The sequence below is a fragment of the Bacteroides sp. f07 genome, from assembly GCF_042854785.1.
Taxonomy (GTDB): domain Bacteria; phylum Bacteroidota; class Bacteroidia; order Bacteroidales; family Bacteroidaceae; genus Bacteroides.
The window spans coordinates 795,455-814,080 of sequence record NZ_BAABXI010000001.1 but is presented as its reverse complement, the minus strand read 5'-3'; the positions used below and the strand labels follow the sequence as shown (position 1 = coordinate 814,080).

Genomic DNA, 18,626 nt, shown 5'->3' with positions numbered 1-18,626 from the left:
TTATAGCAGGCTTATTAAACAGAAATAATATATGATTCAACAAATTTAATATCAAAAAATCATTTTTGAACAAAGCTTGAACAAGACAGCTTAATTATCATAAATAAACAGGCTACATTTGCAAACAGTAAAATATAACTTTTAATAATTAAAACCTAATAAAGCATGAAGAACATCTTCTTTATTACCTGCATGTTCACAGCTATCACTTTTACAGGATGTGTGGACGATGACGATGATTTATTATCTGGTGAGATTAGTTCCGGTGTAGAAATACTCCCGGAGAATAAGCCTAATGATGTCGTCGAACCTAAACTTTTCGAAATTATCAACCTCGATTATCCTGGATTGGAAAGAGTAAAGTCTTTCTATGAAGCAGGCGAGCACTATTATGCGGCCCACGCACTATTGGAATATTATAGAAATAGAACGAATGTAACAAATCCAAGTATCAATTTAATTAATCCCACAATCTCGGCAAAAGACCAGCGAATTGCCGAGCAAGCACTCGAATACCGTTTCTATGTCAGAGGATTCTATGAAAGTGTTGATGACAATAAAGTGGAAACTTATTATTCATTCTTTGATGAAAGCAAAAAAGGCATCGACTGGACAGCTCATCAAGACACTGAAAAAGATCAGGAATTTAGATACCAACGTCATCGACACCAGTGGATGCTTCCTCAAGCCAAAGCATACCGTATCAGCAAAGACGAAAGATACATTCAGTCATGGATTGAAGTATATAATGACTGGCTGGATACTTATCCATACGAACCGGGAACCAAATTTCCACCAGCTGGTGGTTCAGAAAACGACAAAGACTATGAATGGAAAGGACTACAAGTAGCCGAACGTGTACTTTCACAAATAGATATCATGGCATACTTTATTCAATCACCCAACTTTACTCCAGAATGGTTGTCCACCTTTCTTACAGCATTTGAAAAAGAAGTTGAATGCATGCGTTTAAATTATTATCAAGAAGGAAATATTCTTTTAACTCAAGCACAGGCCGTAGCTACAGCAGGTATATTGATGCCTGAATTTAAAAATGCGGAACAATGGACAAATGAAGGATTACAGAAAATAGGCGTACAATTGGATGAACAGTTCAATAATGACGGTGTACAATTTGAATTGGATTTAAGTTATCATATCGGTGCTGTTAGTGACTTCCGTTCCATTTATTTGTTAGCACAAGCAAATGATAAAATAGGTTTATTGCCTGGCAACTTCACCGATAAACTAAAAGCTGCGACGGAAGTTGTCATGAATACAATTTATCCAGACTACTCTCTTGACAACTTCAATGATACACGTTCAAGCTCATATGCAAAAAGCACCTTATTGAACAGATTAAAAGAATACGTAGCCATGTATCCGAATGATCAAGAATTATTATGGATGGCGACCGAAAGAAAATCTGGAAAAGAGCCAACACACCTGACACAATCTTATGATGATTCAGGATACTACATCCTACGCAACGGATGGAAAAAAGAATCGACTATGATGATTCTAAAAAACCATAATTATAAAGAATGGCACAGCCAACCAGACAATAATACATTCGGACTCTATCACAATGGGCGTAATTTCTTCCCAGATGCAGGTGTGTACGCTTACAGTGGCAACGATCGCACGAAATTCGCAGCGACCGTAAACCATAATACGTTAACCGTAATGAGTAAATCCATAGGCGGCGAACAAGGTGGAAAAATTGAAGGAAAGTTAATCAAATTAGAAACAAAAAACAATACGGATATCCTTGTAACAGAAAACCCGTCTTTTGATAACGCAACTCATCGTAGAACCGTATTTTTTGTGGACAAAAAATTCTTTGTTATCGTTGACGAAGGTTATGGAAAGGTAGCAAAAAGCCTGAAAACCAATTTAAACTTCCACATACTTGATGATGAAAGTACTCCGTCTGTATTTGAGCCACATACAACAGAACAGCCCTATTGTCAGGCATATACAAATTTTGCAGACAACAAGAATATGCTAGCCAGAACATTTGCTGAAACCAAAATTCAAGAAAGCAAAATCCTGTCATCAAGCCAAGCTACAGATATTTCTAATGCAATGGGAACAATTTCCGGATTACGTTTAGGCTATCAGATAACAGTTAACCAGCCAGCATCAAAAGATGATGTAATTATGGCAGCTCGCTACATTTCCGTGCTTTATCCTTTCGGAACAGAAGAAGAGCGTAAAGCATTGAACATTGATGCCCAATTCACTGACAACGAGGAGGAAACAGCAGGTACCTTCCATCCGGAAGGTGTATCCATTCAAGTAGCAGTAAATGGTACAAAATATACACTTTCTTCAAAATAAAATTAATAATCATATAATATGAAATCTAAATTACTAAAAAACATTTCACAGTTTTTAGGTGCCTTGATGACAGTTGTATTAGTTATGACTTATACATCCTGTTCAGATGAGGATACCACTGACACTACCGGTTTTGCACTTTATTATTTAGGCATGACCGATATAGGTCCATCTATGAGTGGAATAATTTCAGAGCCTTCTTACAAAGGAAGTGTTCCCTCTGATTTTACAATTACAAGCATAACATTGAATGGTGAGCCCTACACAGGTAATGATTTTATTATCAATAAAGAAACTGGTGCAATTGAAATCAACAGTGCCAAAGATACACCGGTAGGACTTTATAAAATATCTGTATCATGTATGGCTGGTGGCTCACACTACGACTACAAAGATATTGTAGAAATTAATATGATGAAACCAGTACCAGATGGTATCACTGTAGAGCCTAATGAAATCCAAGTGGAATACAGTATAATTTCAGATGCGAAGAGCACAGAAGAATTGCCTACTGCACAAGTAAAAACTGATGGCAACCATGTTTCCATTACAAAATATGAGATTGCCAAAAGTGAAATTGCTTCATTCTTTAATATCTCTCAAACAGGAGAAATCACAATTGTAAGAGGAAGTGACATAGCACCGGGAATCCACACTCTTTCATTAAAACTGACTACAGGTGCATCTTCTGAAGATGAAGGTATTTTCGAGAATGCATTAATTATCAACGTGACTTCCAAGCCTTTAGATCTGAGTTATGAGCCTAACGAAGGATTGATAGAAGCTGAAACAACAGAAGGACCTGAAACGACTTTTAAAAGCGAAAGCCCAACATTAAAAGGTTCTTTGGAAGATATTGCCTATTCTATTGAAAGCATTAAACCTTCGACTGATAAAATTAAGATTGACCCAGTAACAGGCATACTTTCAGTAGACAAACATCATGGTTTTGAAATAGGACAGGAATATGTAATATCTGTAAAGGTCGCTAATAGGTATGCAACAGACGGGGTAACATTCAACAATGCATACACACTTACAGTAGTAAACAGAATTGCCCCTGTAGCAAATCTTAGCTATCCATCTGATATAGAAATATACGAGTCGTCACCCTTAAAAGTAACTCCTAATGAAGGATTAGAAGGAGATGCTATTATGTTCACATTGAAGGATGACTTAAACAAACAATTGAGTATTGACAAAGATGGAATAGTATCTGCGAAGAAAGGACATACCATACCCAATGGTGACTATACAATTACAGTAACCGCAACAAATACTAAGAATTCGGAAGAAGCTTCATTTAACTTGAAAGTTAAAAATAATCCAAATAGATTTACTTTTATACGTTATGGAAATAATATAGGAGTAGATGTTGAAAATAATGCCAACCAGTTTAGAATTACCGCAGAAAAAGGAACTAAAGCTCCGGAGATTCTCAAAGCATTCAGTATTGAGGCTCCTACAACAGATATCAAACAGGGTAATAAAGTCGTTTGGAGTATTCGAAACGGTAGGAACTGTAATGGTGTTGAAATAGATGCGGCAACAGGTGCCATTTCATTCGAAAACGCTATTTGGCCAGGAATGGACAAAGAAAGCAGTCCGGCAGCAAATAACGGAATGGGCTTCTGTTTCGTAACAGCCACCGTAGGTGATAATAAAGATTCCGAATTTGCATTGGAAGTACCCGTATTTATCTATTATGACTTGATTGTGTCCAACGTTCACGTACAATACAATCCATTCGTATTCTGCGTAAACCCCAAAACAATTAGCAACAGTACTTATTCTGCAACACCTATCATCACAAGTAGCGATGCCGAATTTGATGCTTCTCTATTTACAATGGACTACAGACGTTCAATCAACTATACAGCTATCAGCGGTTCATTTACAAATGGTGACTCTAAAAATTCTAGCTTTTTGAATGCACTCTGGGTTAAATATGTTGAAGAGTCCAACGTAAAGGGAGCAAACACTGGCTCCAGACATGCTATGTCTTATTACGCAAATTCAACTGGTAACACAAATACCTTACACTATACAGTAGGTTATGCAGACCCTAGCAACGGGTTAGCATTCAAATTGAATCCAAACAAATGGATAGTGGATGGAGAATATCCACACGGTATAGTGACTTTCCAAATGACCATAGACAAAACAGGAAAAGATCCGCAAAGCGGAGCTGGAATATTCCCATTGGCTATTTGGTTTGACCCCAACTTCTAAATACTAATACGTTAAAAATAGAAATTATGTATATCATAAACAATCTAATAAAATCAATAAGCATAAGAGGGTGGTTTACCCTCTTGACACTGATAATCACAATCAGCGTATATGCTCAAGAGTCTGTATTAAAAGGTGTCATTGTAGATGAAACAGATACACCTCTTATCGGAGCAACTATACAAGCTAAAGGTACTTCAACAGGAGCTATCACAGACTTTGATGGTAAATTCACTTTAAAAGTAAAAAAGGGAACTACTATTTCTATCTCCTACATTGGTTATAAAACCCAGGAAATAAAATTCAATGGTCAAGGAACTATTAATATAAAAATGATTCCGGATAATCAAGCATTGGATGAAGTTGTAGTAGTTGGATATGGTGCAATGAAACGTAGTGACCTAACAGGTTCCGTTGCTTCTGTCGCAGCCAAAGATATTGAAGGTTTCCAAACAAGTTCTGTAGCAGGAGCATTAGGTGGACAAATTGCCGGTGTTCAAATCACATCTACAGATGGTACTCCTGGCGCCGGGTTCAATATCAATATCCGTGGCGTAGGAAGTCTGACTGGAGATTCAAGCCCTCTCTATATTGTAGATGGTTTCCAAGTAGACGACATTGATTATTTATCAAACTCTGACATTGAATCTATTGAAGTACTCAAAGATGCTTCATCTTCTGCTATCTACGGTGCACGCGCTGCAAACGGCGTTGTAATGATTACAACGAAGTCTGGAAAAGCCGGAAAACCACAAATAAGCTACAATGGCTCTGCAAGTTACCGTAAAATTTCTAAAATGCTGGATGTATTGTCTCCATACGAATTTGTAAAGTTACAAGGTGAAGTAAATACAGATCTTTTAAACAGCTATATTTCTGATAAAGAATTTGATGATGCTGGAAAACCTATCAGGTATCATTCATTAGAAGACTATATGGGTGTAAAAGGAGTAGACTGGCAGGAAGAAACATTCAATCCTACTTGGTCTCAAGATCACAACATTTCTCTCAGAGGCGGTAGTAACGACACACAATATAATGCAGCTTTTTCTCGTTATGTAGAAAATGGTATTTTCAACAACAGTGGATTTGACAAAACAACAGCCAAATTTCGCATAGATCAAAAAATAAATAAAAACATATCATTCAATGCTACTGTCAACTATGCTTTAACTAATCGTAAAGGTGTAGGAACAACTGCAGATTCCGGTCGTTTTAATATGTTAGCACAAATTCTTAGTGCACGTCCCACTGGTGGTAATAAACTGACTGACGAGGAATTATTACATTCAGCTATCGACCCCGAAATGTTGGAAACAGGTGAAAGTTTAGCGCAGGTTAATCCTGTAATGCAAACACAGTCCGTAACGAACAATAAACGTGGCGAAATGTGGGTGGGAAATGCATCAATCAGCTGGCAAATTATAAAAGGATTAACTTTTAAAAGTGCCGGAACATATAATACAACCAATAGTCGCACTGACATCTTCTACAAAAACGGTTCCAAAGAAGCATATCGTAATGGTGAACAACCTTATGGACGCACAACAATGCAACGTGATGTACGTTGGACCAACTTTAACACTTTAACTTGGAAACAAAAAATCAAGAAGCATAATTATGATGTCATGTTAGGCCATGAAGTATCACACAAAAGTACAGAGTATTTGTTGGGTGAAGCTATGGGATTTCCTTTTGACCAAATGGGAAATGACAACATGGGAATAGGTGCAACTCCAAGTAGAGTTGAAAGCACTTACTACGATAAAACCTTATTATCATTCTATGCACGTGGAAACTATAACTACGACAATCGCTATTTATTCACAGCAACAGTACGTGCCGACGGTTCTACCGTGTTTTCTGCAAATAAAAAATGGGGGTTCTTTCCTTCTTTCTCTGCAGCATGGCGTGTATCGGAAGAAGCATTTATGAAAGATATTAAATGGATTTCAAATTTCAAAGTTCGTTTAGGTTGGGGTACAGTAGGAAATGACAATATTCCTAATTATCTTTCATTGGATTTGTATGAAGCCAATAAATATGGTCTAGGGAATAGTAGCGTTACCGTATTAAACCCCAAACAGCTCAGAAACAAGAATTTAAAATGGGAAGGTTCAAACACAATCAACCTGGGTGTTGATCTCGGCTTCTTCGACAACCGTTTAAACGTAACTGCTGAATTCTTCATCAAAAACACTAAAGACTTGTTATTATCACAATCACTGGCACATATTACAGGATTTGATTCACAAATGCAAAACGTAGGAAAAATCCAAAATAAAGGTATAGAATTAAGCCTAAACAGTACTAATATTCAAAACAGAGATTTTACTTGGCAAACCAACTTTAATATATCATTCATAAGAAATACATTAAAGTCACTGGCGTCAGGAGTAAACTATATGCAAGCACGTTCTGGATTTGACAGTAACTTCACATCTTATGACTACATGGCCATAGTCGGTCAGTCTCTTGGTCTGATTTATGGATATGAATTTGATGGAATCTATCAATATTCTGATTTTTATTCAGTTCCGGGTTCTAATACTTTACAGTTAAAAGAAGGTGTAACAAGTAATCCGAATCTTGGAAACAGACTGGCTCCAGGAGCAGTTAAATATAAAGATCAAGATGGTGACGGAGTTATCACAACTAATGACCGTACTGTTATTGGTAATGCTTTACCCAAATGGTATGGCGGTATCACTAATACGTTCAATTACAAAGGCATTGACTTTAGCTTCATGCTTCAATTTAATTATGGCAATGATATCTATAATGCAACCCGGTTATATGCTACCCAAACTAACACACAACGCAGAAACCAATTAGCAGAAGTTGCAGATCGCTGGAGTCCTACAAACGCTTCTAACAAGGTGCCTAGTTATAACGGATATGTAGTAAACGATGTCTATTCACGATTTGTTGAAGATGGTTCATTCTTGCGTTTGAAAAATATCACATTAGGATATACACTTCCTCATAAATGGACCCGTAGTTTTTATGTATCCAAACTTCGTGTATATGCTACTGGACAGAATCTCTTCTGCCTTAGCAACTATAGTGGATATGATCCAGAAGTAAGTACAGCCAGCAAGAGTCCTATGACTCCCGGATTGGACTGGGGTGCTTATCCTAAGAGTAGAGTGTTTACATTTGGTGTTGATATACAATTCTAATTTATGAGAAAATAATATGAAAAAATTAATATATTACATAGCTATGTCTATCCTCTGCATTTTGCCTTTTTCATGTTCATTAGATGAAGAAGCAAGAAGCGAAATGGAAAAGAAAAACTACATGAACAATGCTAAAGAAGCGAAAGATGTCCTGTTAGGAGTATATCGCACAACTGTTGAAGATGCTGCATATGGATATCATCTATCTTTCTTATTCAACATGGGAACAGATATATCACAAGGAGAAGGTTCCGATATTACAAATTATCGTATCATCGTCAACAATGCTTTCCCTACTACCCAAGTAGAAATCCAACAAACATGGCAAGTTCTCTATAAAGGTATCTATAGAGCAAACGATTTTTTGGAACGTATCAGTGGAAAAATAGATAATTATAATGATACAGATAAAAAATTGGCAACCCTCTATATTGCTGAAGCCAGAGCGTTAAGAGCAATGTTCTATTTCGAGTTGGTGCGCCGTTATGGAAATATACCTTTGATTACCAATACAGAAATGTCCTATCAAGCTCCTACAACTTATACTCAGGCTGCTCCAGATAAAGTATATGAGTTTATTGAAGACGATCTTCTTTATGCCAGTGAAATTCTGCCATATGCTATTGACGATCAACTTCGCGAAAGTACAGCATATCGTTTCAGCAAAGGTGCAGCACTTGGTCTCTTAGCGAAAGTATACGCCACATGGGCAGGATATCCTGTACAAAATACTGCAAAATGGGAAAATGCTGCTAAGACAGCACGTATTCTCGTAGAGTCAGGAAAACATTCATTATTACGCGATTACGATAAATTATGGGATAATACTTGTAGTGGTGTATGGGATCCAACTGAAAGTTTAATAGAAATATCGTTTTACTCTCCGACAGTATCCGGTTCAGGAGATCCAGTGGGACGTATTGGTAAATGGAATGGAGTAAAAACAACAGCCATTGCTGGTGTGCGAGGCAGTTGTGCAGGAAACATGAAAGTAGTCCACACATTTGTACTTGACTGGAGAGATAGCAAAAACGCTAATGACAAACGCCGTGATTTATCAATAGCTAATTATAAGTATGACGATGATTACGTACTATGGGCAAAAGGTAAAAGTGATACGGAAGAATCAGCGAAGATTAAAGATCAAGATCCAACTAAAGCACAAAAAGAAAAACAAAATTATACACCTGCAAAATGGGATCTTATAAAACACCAAAAGACAGGTGCTATTATCAACAATGATAAATCAAACGCCAATTGGTATTTCTTACGCTATGCAGACGTATTACTTATCTATGCTGAAGCGCTAAATGAATGGAAACATGGTCCTACAACGGAAGCTTATGCGGCAATTAATGAGGTCCGTCGTCGTGGATTTGGTTATCCTAGTAATACCGGAAGCTGTGATCTTTCAAATTTGAATGAAGAAAGTTTCCGCGAAGCTGTTAGAAAAGAACGAGCTTATGAATTAGCTTTTGAAGGTCATCGCCGTATGGATTTAGTACGTTGGGGCATTTATTATGAAACAATACAAAAGACTAATACTGCTTTAGCTAATTGGTGGGATTCTGCTGATACCTACAGATATCTGTTGTACAAATATACAGAAAAGAACAAACATGAGTTATTGCCTATTCCACAACGAGAAAAAGACTTATGTATTCAATTCAAACAAAATCCAGGCTGGGGAAAATAAGTAATTTCCCTTTAAAATAAAAAGAATAATCCTCTCCAATATGCCCTCACCAAGGCATATTGGAGAATATTAAAACCTTTTTCAACAAAATCGAAACTTGAAAAGCAGAGTTCAAACACCTTTTGGACAATCCTGCAACGCAAAGTTTGCCCTTTCCACTACTTTTGTATCAGTTACAAAACTTCTAAAAACAATCACTTAAAATGAATAACATGAAAAAGAAACTTGTTCTCTTTGCTTCGGTTACTATTGCACTTGCATCGTGCCAGACAGCCCCAAAGGAAGACTACAGTTGGATTAAAAAAGGACTGGATGTAGCTTCTGCACAATTACAGCTTTCAGCAGAAGAAGTTGACGGTACAGGCCAGCTTCCACGTTCTATCCGCACAGGTTATGATATGAATTTCCTTTGCCGTCAGTTGGAAAGAGACTCATTGACTTTCAAAGACTCACTCCGCGCACAACCGACAGCAGAACAACTGGGCAAACGCCGTCTTTGCGGTGTTTACGACTGGACAAGCGGTTTCTTCCCCGGTTCTTTATGGTACGCATACGAACTGACAGGAAACGATACACTGAAAACAGAAGCTATCCAATATACCAATCTACTGAATCCGGTACGCTATTATAAAGGCACACACGATTTGGGATTCATGATTAATTGCAGCTACGGTAATGCAGAACGTCTTGCACCCAACGACACAATCGCAGCAGTGATGAGAGAAACAGCCGACAATCTTTGCGGACGTTTCGACGATTCTATCGGTGCTATCCGCTCATGGGATTTCGGAACGTGGAACTTCCCAGTTATCATCGACAACATGATGAACCTTGACCTTCTGTTCAACGTAGCAAAAGCAACCGGTGACAGCAAATATAAAGATATTGCTATCAAACATGCCATGACTACCATGCACAACCATTTCCGTCCTGACTATACTTGCTGGCATGTAGTGAGCTATAACAATGACGGTACAGTGGAAAAGAAACAAACTTTCCAAGGCAAGAACGATGATTCTTCATGGGCACGCGGACAGGCATGGGCTGTATATGGTTATACAGCTTGCTATCGTGAAACAAATGACAGCACTTTCCTGAACTTCGCCGTCAAAATTGCCAACATGATTATGAATCGTGTAAAGACAGACGATGCTATCCCATACTGGGATTATGACGCTCCCGTCGCAGAAGAAACTCCGCGTGACGCTTCGGCCGCTTCTGTTACTGCTTCGGCATTAATCGAATTAAGCACAATGGTTCCCGACGGAAAGAAATACTTGGATTACGCAGAAAAGATTCTGAAGAGCTTGTCAAGCGACGCATATCTTGCAAAAGTTGGCGACAACCAGGGATTCATTCTGATGCACTCTGTAGGTTCACTGCCTAACGGCTCTGAAATTGATACTCCGCTGAATTATGCTGACTACTACTATTTGGAAGCATTGAAGAGATTCATGGACCTGAAAGGTATCAACTACAAAAATATCTAAGACATAAAACCATAACACCGATTATATCATGAATAAGACTTTAAAGTATATCGTTCTGCTGGCAATCGCTTGTTTTGTAGGCAGAGCTAGCGCCCAAGAGTTGAAAAGCGAAGTATTTTCGCTTCTCAACCTCGACTACCCGGGACTGGAAAAAGTAAAAGCCCTGCATCAGGAAGGTAAAGACGAAGATGCCGCAAAAGCATTGCTTGACTACTACCGGGCTCGCACTAATGTAAAAACTCCGGATATTAACTTGAAAAAAGTCACTATCGGCAAAGAAGAGCAACAATGGGCGGACGACGCACTGAAGCATACTTTCTTTGTTCACAAAGGTTATCAGCCTTCTTACAACTACGGAGAAGACATCAACTGGCAATACTGGCCGGTAAAGGATAACGAACTTCGCTGGCAGCTTCACCGTCACAAATGGTTTACTCCGATGGGTAAGGCTTACCGTGTATCCGGTGACGAAAAATATGCCAAAGAATGGGCATACCAATACATCGACTGGATTAAAAAGAATCCGTTAGTGAAGATGGACAAGAAAGAGTACGAAATGGTAAGTGATGGAAAAATCAAAGGCGAAGTGGAAAACGTACGTTTCGCATGGCGTCCTCTGGAAGTGAGCAACCGTCTGCAAGACCAGACTTCACAGTTCCAGTTGTTCCTGCCTTCTCCTTCTTTCACTCCGGACTTCCTGACTGAATTTCTGGTGAACTACCACAAACATGCCGTACATATCTTAGGCAACTACTCCGACAAGGGTAATCACTTGCTGTTCGAAGCCCAACGCATGATTTATGCCGGCGCTTTCTTCCCTGAATTCAAAGATGCTCCGGCTTGGAGAAAAAGCGGTATCGACATTCTGAACCGTGAAATCCATGTACAGGTATATGAAGACGGCGGACAGTTTGAACTCGACCCGCACTATCATCTTGCCGCTATCAACATTTTCTGCAAGGCATTAGGTATCGCAGATGCCAACGGATTCCGCAAGGAATTTCCGCAGGATTATCTGGATACTATCGAAAGTATGATTATGTTCTACGCAAACATCTCTTTCCCGGATTACACTAACCCATGTTTCAGCGATGCCAAGTTGACAACAAAGAAAGAAATGGTGAAGAACTACAAGTCATGGAGCAAATTGTTCCCGAAAAACCAGGCTATCAAATACTTCGCAACAGAAGGCAAAGAAGGTGCATTGCCGGATTATATGTCCAAAGGTTTCCTGAAATCAGGTTTCTTCGTATTCCGTAATTCTTGGGGAATGGATGCCACTCAGATGGTAGTAAAAGCCGGACCGAAGGCATTCTGGCACTGCCAGCCGGACAACGGTACTTTCGAACTTTGGTTCAACGGCAAAAACCTGTTCCCGGATTCAGGCTCATATGTATATGCAGGCGAGGGTGAAGTTATGGAACAACGCAACTGGCATCGCCAAACTTGTGTGCACAACACTGTTACTCTGAACAACAAGAATCTGGATACTACGGAATCTGTTACCAAACTCTGGCAGCCGGAAGGTGCAATCCAAACTTTGGTTACTGAAAATCCGAGCTACAAGAATCTGAAACACCGTCGTTCCGTATTCTTCGTTGATAACACTTACTTTGTAATTGTAGACGAAATGGCGGGCAGCGCCAAAGGTTCTATCAACCTTCATTACCAGATGCCGAAGGGAGAAATCGCAAACAGCCGCGAAGACATGACATTCCTCACTCAGTTCGAGGATGGAAGCAACATGAAATTGCAATGTTTCGGACCTGACGGTATGAGTATGAAAAAAGAACCCGGATGGTGTTCAACTGCTTACCGCAAACGTTACAAACGTATGAATGTATCGTTCAACGTGAAGAAAGACAGCGAAGAAGCTGTACGTTACATCACTGTTATCTACCCGGTTAAGAAGAGCGCAGATGCCCCTAAATTTGCAGCTAAATTCAAGAACAAGGCGTTCGATGAAAACGGACTGGAAGTAGAAGTGAAAGTGAACGGAAAGAAACAGTCATTAAAATATAAACTATAAAAAAGCTGACTAAACAGTCGGTTGTGTCCCCAATTCTTCTCCCTCCGGAAGGAGGGAAATCAGAGATGCGACCGACTGTTTAGTCAGTCTCTTTCACCATTATGAAAAACTATTACTACTCTTCTCCCCTACTCCTTCCATTGGCTGCATTAAGCCTCGCTTCCTGCGGCAACCAAAAGAAAGAAGAAACCAAACGCCCGAACATCATCTTTATGATGACGGACGACCATACCACCCAAGCGATGTCCTGCTATGGTGGAAACTTGATCCAAACTCCTAACATGGACCGGATTGCCAACGAAGGCATCCGCTTCGACAACTGTTATGCAGTCAACGCCCTCTCCGGCCCTTCACGTGCTTGTATCCTCACCGGCAAATTCAGCCACGAAAACGGTTTTACCGATAACGCAAGCACATTCAACGGTGACCAGCAGACATTCCCAAAACTTCTCCAACAAGCCGGATACCAAACCGCAATGATCGGTAAATGGCATCTTATCAGCGAACCGCAAGGTTTCGACCATTGGAGCATCCTCAGCGGCCAGCATGAACAAGGTGACTACTACGACCCCGACTTTTGGGAAGACGGCAAGCATATCGTAGAAAAGGGATATGCAACGGATATTATCACTGACAAAGCAATCGAATTCCTCGAAGGCCGCGATAAGAACAAACCGTTCTGTATGATGTATCATCAGAAAGCGCCGCACCGTAACTGGATGCCTGCTCCCCGCTACTTGGGTATTTTCAACAATACCACTTTCCCGGAACCGGCCAACCTGTTCGATGACTACGAAGGACGTGGAAAGGCAGCCCGTGAACAAGATATGTCCATCGAACACACGCTGACTGAAGACTGGGATCTCAAGCTACTGACCCGCGAAGAGATGCTGAAAGATACCACAAACCGTCTTTACAGCGTATATAAACGCATGCCTCTCGAAGTACAGGATAAATGGGATTCTGTATATGCACAGCGTATCGCTGAATATCGCAAGGGTGATTTGAAAGGCAAGGCATTAATCAGTTGGAAATATCAACAGTATATGCGCGACTATCTGGCTACCACATTAGCGGTAGATGAAAATATCGGTCGCCTGATGAATTATCTCGAAAAGATTGGCGAACTGGACAACACCATTATTGTCTACACTTCCGACCAAGGTTTCTTCCTTGGCGAACACGGCTGGTTTGACAAACGCTTCATGTACGAAGAATGTCAACGTATGCCGCTTATTATCCGCTATCCGAAAGCTATCAAGGCAGGAAGCACAAGCAATGCCATCAGTATGAACGTGGACTTTGCCCCTACTTTCCTCGACTTTGCCGGAGTGGAAATCCCGTCTGATATCCAAGGCGCATCCTTGAAACCGATATTGGTAAACGAAGGCAAAACTCCCGCCGACTGGCGCAAAGCCGCTTACTATCATTACTACGAGTATCCGGCTGAACATTCTGTAAAACGCCACTACGGTATCCGTACACAGGATTTCAAGCTCATTCATTTCTACAATGATATCGACGAATGGGAAATGTATGACATGAAAGCCGACCCGAGAGAAATGAACAACGTCTTTGGCAAACCGGAATATGCAGAGAAGCAGCAGGAATTGATGCAACTTCTCCAAGATACCCAAAAGCAATATAAGGATACCGACCCCGATGAAAAGGAAAAAGTTCTTTTCAAAGGCGACAGAAGACTGATGAAGAACAGATAAAGATTAACCAAAAAACAATTATATCATGGATAGAAGAAGTTTCTTAAAAAACACAGGCTGGTCTTTCCTCGGATTAGCAGCTTCAGGCAGTTTATTGGGAGCTTGCGCACCAGGAAGCAAGGATGCCAAGAAAATCATGCCATCAGCAAGCAACCTCAAAATGTATTGGGGCGACTTACACAACCACTGTAACATCACATACGGACACGGCGACATGCGCGACGCTTTTGAAGCGGCAAAAGGACAATTGGATTTTGTCAGTGTAACCCCTCATGCCATGTGGCCGGATATTCCCGGCGCGGACGACCCTCGTCTGAAATGGGTAATCGACTACCACACAGGTGCTTTCAAACGTTTACGTGAAGGCGGTTACGAGAAATATGTAAAGATGACGAACGAGTACAACAAGGAAGGTGAATTCCTGACATTCGTAGGATACGAGGCGCATAGCATGGAACATGGAGATCATGTTGCATTGAACTATGATTTGGACGCACCACTTGTAGAATGTACTTCAATCGAGGATTGGAAAGAAAAAGCCAAAGGACACAAGGTATTCGTCACTCCGCACCATATGGGATACCAAGGCGGTTATCGCGGTTACAACTGGAATTGCTTTACCGAAGGTGATATTACTCCGTTCGTAGAAATGTATTCCCGCCACGGTCTGGCAGAAAGCGACCAGGGCGATTATCCTTATCTGCATGATATGGGACCGCGCCAGTGGGAAGGAACGATTCAATACGGTCTTGACCAAGGCAAGAAATTTGGTATCATGGCTTCTACCGACCAGCACTCCGGTTATCCGGGAAGTTATGGCGACGGACGTATCGGTGTACTGGCTCCGTCACTGACCCGTGACGCTATCTGGGAAGCGCTCCGCACCCGTCACGTATGCGCCGCGACAGGTGACAAGATTCTTATAGATTTCCGTTTGAACGACGCCCTTATGGGTGATGTAGTTCGTGGCAACAGCCGTCGCATCTATCTGAACGTAACGGGCGAAAGTTGCATTGACTATGTAGATATTGTGAAGAACGGCCAGATTCTGGCCCGTATGAACGGCCCGTTGACTCCGGTTGCCCCGGAAGGCGATACCGTACGTTGCAAAGTGAAAGTTGATTTCGGTTGGAACCGTGAAGAAAGATACGTACATTGGCAGGGTAAACTGTCACTGGACAAAGGACAGCTTCATAGCGTGACTCCTTGTTTCCGTGGCGCAGCCTTCACTTCTCCGCAGGAAGGTGAAACAGAGTTCCACACACACGTCAACCGCATCGTATCTGTCGGCGACAAGGAAACCGAACTGGATATGTACAGCAGCAAGAACCCGAACACAACAACTGCGGCCATGCAAGCTGTAATCCTTGATGTTGAGATGCCGAAAGACGGTAAGATTATCGCTGAATTCAACGGCAAGAAGTTTGAACATACATTGGGCGAACTGCTCGAAGGTTCACGTTCACACTTCATGATCGGCTGGTTGAGCGAAGCAATCCTCTTCAACCGTGCAATGCCGGAAAGCTGCTTCACAGTAGAGCACTATATGGAAGATAAAGAGCCTCAACGCGATACTGACTATTACTATGTACGCGTCCGCCAACGTGACGGACAATGGGCTTGGAGTTCACCAATCTGGGCAGAAAGAGTGTGATTTTCAGCTATTAAGCAATAAATATCAAGCATTACTTTGCAGATATGGAAAAAGAATACGCTATAGGGATAGACCTTGGCGGAACTTCTGTGAAATACGCCCTTATTGATAATGAAGGCGTATTTCATTTTCAAGGGAAGTTACCGTCGAAAGCCGATGTATCAGCAGAAGCTGTCATCGGGCAGTTGGTTGCCGCCATCAATGAAGTGAAGGCTTTTGCAGAAAAGCAAGGGCTCAAGGTGGACGGCATAGGAATCGGAACACCGGGAATCGTAGATTGTACAAACCGCATTGTTCTGGGTGGCGCGGAAAATATCAAAGGCTGGGAAAACCTGCACTTGGCAGACCGCATTGAATCGGAAACCGGTATTCCGGCTTTATTGGGAAATGACGCCAATCTGATGGGATTGGGCGAAACGATGTACGGAGCTGGCCAAGGCTCTACCCACGTTGTTTTCTTAACGGTAGGAACCGGTATCGGCGGTGCGGTAGTCATCGACGGCAAACTGTTCAATGGCTATGCCAACCGGGGAACGGAATTGGGGCATGTGCCTCTAATAGCCAACGGCGAACCTTGTGCCTGTGGCTCTGTCGGCTGTCTGGAGCATTATGCTTCTACTTCAGCTTTGGTGAGACGTTTCAGCCAACGGATAGCGGAAGCCGGCATTTCTTATCCGGGTGAAGAAGTCAACGGAGAACTGATTGTACGTCTTTACAAAGAAGGCGACAGGATTGCGACCGAATCCCTCGAAGAACATTGTGACTTCCTGGGACATGGAATCGCCGGATTTATCAATATCTTCAGCCCGCAAAAAGTCGTAATCGGTGGCGGACTTTCTGAAGCCGGAGACTTTTATATTCAGAAAGTAAGTGAGAAAGCTCACCGCTATGCCATCTCCGACTGTGCCGTGAATACGGAAATCATGGCTGCCGCATTAGGCAATAAAGCCGGAAGTATCGGAGCCGCCTCCCTTGTGTTTACTCAATTTTCCGCCCCCAATCTAATTAAATTATGAAAAGAAATTTAGGAATGCTGGCGCTGATTATGGCGTTCTGGTTCACCATCTCATTTATTACTAATATCCTGGGACCACTCATTCCGGACATTATTCACAATTTCAACCTGAGCGACCTGGCGATGGCGGGATTTATCCCGACTTCTTTCTTTCTGGCTTACGCCATCATGTCCATCCCTGCCGGACTGCTTATCGACCGTTTCGGTGAAAAGCCGGTATTATTTGGTGGATTCCTGATGCCGTTTATCGGAACGATTTTGTTTGCCTGTATGCACACCTATCCGATGTTGCTGGCTTCTTCTTTCATCATCGGACTGGGAATGGCTATGTTGCAAACCGTATTGAATCCGCTTCAACGTACCGTAGGCGGAGAAGAGAACTATGCTTTCATTGCCGAACTGGCACAATTCATGTTTGGAATCGCTTCTTTCCTGAGTCCTTTGGTATACACGTATCTGATTCGGGAACTCGACCCTGTGACTTATACTGCCGGAAAAGGTTTCTTTATTGATTTGCTGGCAGACGTTACTCCAAGAGAAATGCCTTGGGTATCCCTTTACTGGATATTTGCTTTAATCCTGCTGGTAATGTTGGTTGCTGTCAGTGTATCCCGTTTCCCGAAAATCGAATTGAAGGAAGATGAGAAAAGCGGTTCCAGGGACTCATATCTGGCTTTATTCAAACAGAAATATGTCTGGTTGTTCTTCTTGGGAATCTTCTGCTATGTAAGTACGGAGCAGGGAACCTCTATCTTTATGAGCACGTTCCTTGAACAATATCACGGCGTGAATCCGCAGACTGACGGCGCACAAGCCGTGAGTTACTTTTGGGGACTGATGACTGCCGGATGCCTGGTAGGCATGGTGTTATTGAAGTTGATTGACAGCAAGCGATTGTTGCAGTTCTCAGGAGTGTTGACGATTGTATTGTTGCTCTCCGCACTGTTCGGAAACAAAGAAGTATCGCTCATTGCTTTCCCTGCTATCGGATTCAGCATTTCGATGATGTATTCCATCGTATTCTCATTGGCATTGAATTCCGCATCACAACATCACGGTTCCTTTGCCGGCATCCTGTGTTCGGCAATCGTAGGCGGAGCCGGTGGACCGATGATTGTCAGTACGATAGCGGATGCTACTTCCCTTCGCACCGGTATGCTGTTTATCCTCGTTTTTGTAGGATACATCACCTTTATCGGTTTTTGGGCTCGCCCGTTGATTAACAACAAGACAGTAAAACTGAAAGAGCTGTTTAAAAAAGCATGAT

Annotated in this window: 10 protein-coding genes; all 10 read left to right on the top strand. The window is 41.5% G+C overall.

Features of this window, described 5'->3' with window-relative positions; translation table 11 throughout:
• Window positions 1–165: 165 nt before the first annotated feature.
• The 10 genes from hepC (ACGHVY_RS03350) (at window position 166) to ACGHVY_RS03305 (ending at window position 18,625) form a co-directional block, all read left to right on the top strand.
• A complete protein-coding gene (hepC, locus tag ACGHVY_RS03350) occupies window positions 166–2,343 on the top strand; it encodes a heparin-sulfate lyase HepC (RefSeq protein WP_390597112.1) in 2,178 nt (725 codons plus the stop codon).
• Between the two features lie 18 nt (window positions 2,344–2,361).
• Window positions 2,362–4,575, top strand: coding sequence for a surface glycan-binding family protein (locus tag ACGHVY_RS03345; RefSeq protein ID WP_390597110.1), 2,214 nt, complete (start codon window positions 2,362–2,364; stop codon window positions 4,573–4,575).
• Between the two features lie 26 nt (window positions 4,576–4,601).
• Entirely contained in the window at window positions 4,602–7,757 is a 3,156-nt protein-coding gene (locus ACGHVY_RS03340) for a SusC/RagA family TonB-linked outer membrane protein (protein ID WP_390597108.1), read from the top strand.
• A gap of 16 nt (window positions 7,758–7,773) precedes the next feature.
• Window positions 7,774–9,453 (top strand): RagB/SusD family nutrient uptake outer membrane protein, encoded by a 1,680-nt coding sequence (locus ACGHVY_RS03335; RefSeq protein WP_390597106.1) that lies wholly within the window; start codon window positions 7,774–7,776, stop codon window positions 9,451–9,453.
• A 203-nt stretch (window positions 9,454–9,656) separates the two neighbouring features.
• Entirely contained in the window at window positions 9,657–10,943 is a 1,287-nt protein-coding gene (locus tag ACGHVY_RS03330) for a DUF4995 domain-containing protein (RefSeq protein WP_390597104.1), read from the top strand.
• 28 nt (window positions 10,944–10,971) lie between these two features.
• Window positions 10,972–12,972 carry a heparin-sulfate lyase HepC gene (hepC, locus tag ACGHVY_RS03325; protein WP_308744310.1) on the top strand — a complete coding sequence of 667 codons (2,001 nt, stop codon included), beginning with the start codon at window positions 10,972–10,974 and terminating at the stop codon, window positions 12,970–12,972.
• A 101-nt stretch (window positions 12,973–13,073) separates the two neighbouring features.
• Complete coding sequence (locus ACGHVY_RS03320) at window positions 13,074–14,690, top strand: sulfatase (RefSeq protein WP_308744309.1); 1,617 nt, start codon at window positions 13,074–13,076, stop codon at window positions 14,688–14,690.
• Between the two features lie 25 nt (window positions 14,691–14,715).
• Complete coding sequence (locus ACGHVY_RS03315) at window positions 14,716–16,344, top strand: Tat pathway signal sequence (protein ID WP_390597101.1); 1,629 nt, start codon at window positions 14,716–14,718, stop codon at window positions 16,342–16,344.
• Between the two features lie 44 nt (window positions 16,345–16,388).
• Window positions 16,389–17,360, top strand: coding sequence for an ROK family protein (locus ACGHVY_RS03310; RefSeq protein ID WP_390597099.1), 972 nt, complete (start codon window positions 16,389–16,391; stop codon window positions 17,358–17,360).
• Window positions 17,357–18,625 (top strand): sugar MFS transporter, encoded by a 1,269-nt coding sequence (locus ACGHVY_RS03305; protein WP_390597097.1) that lies wholly within the window; start codon window positions 17,357–17,359, stop codon window positions 18,623–18,625. The genes ACGHVY_RS03310 and ACGHVY_RS03305 overlap by 4 nt, the downstream gene beginning before the upstream one ends.
• Window position 18,626: the final 1 nt, after the last annotated feature.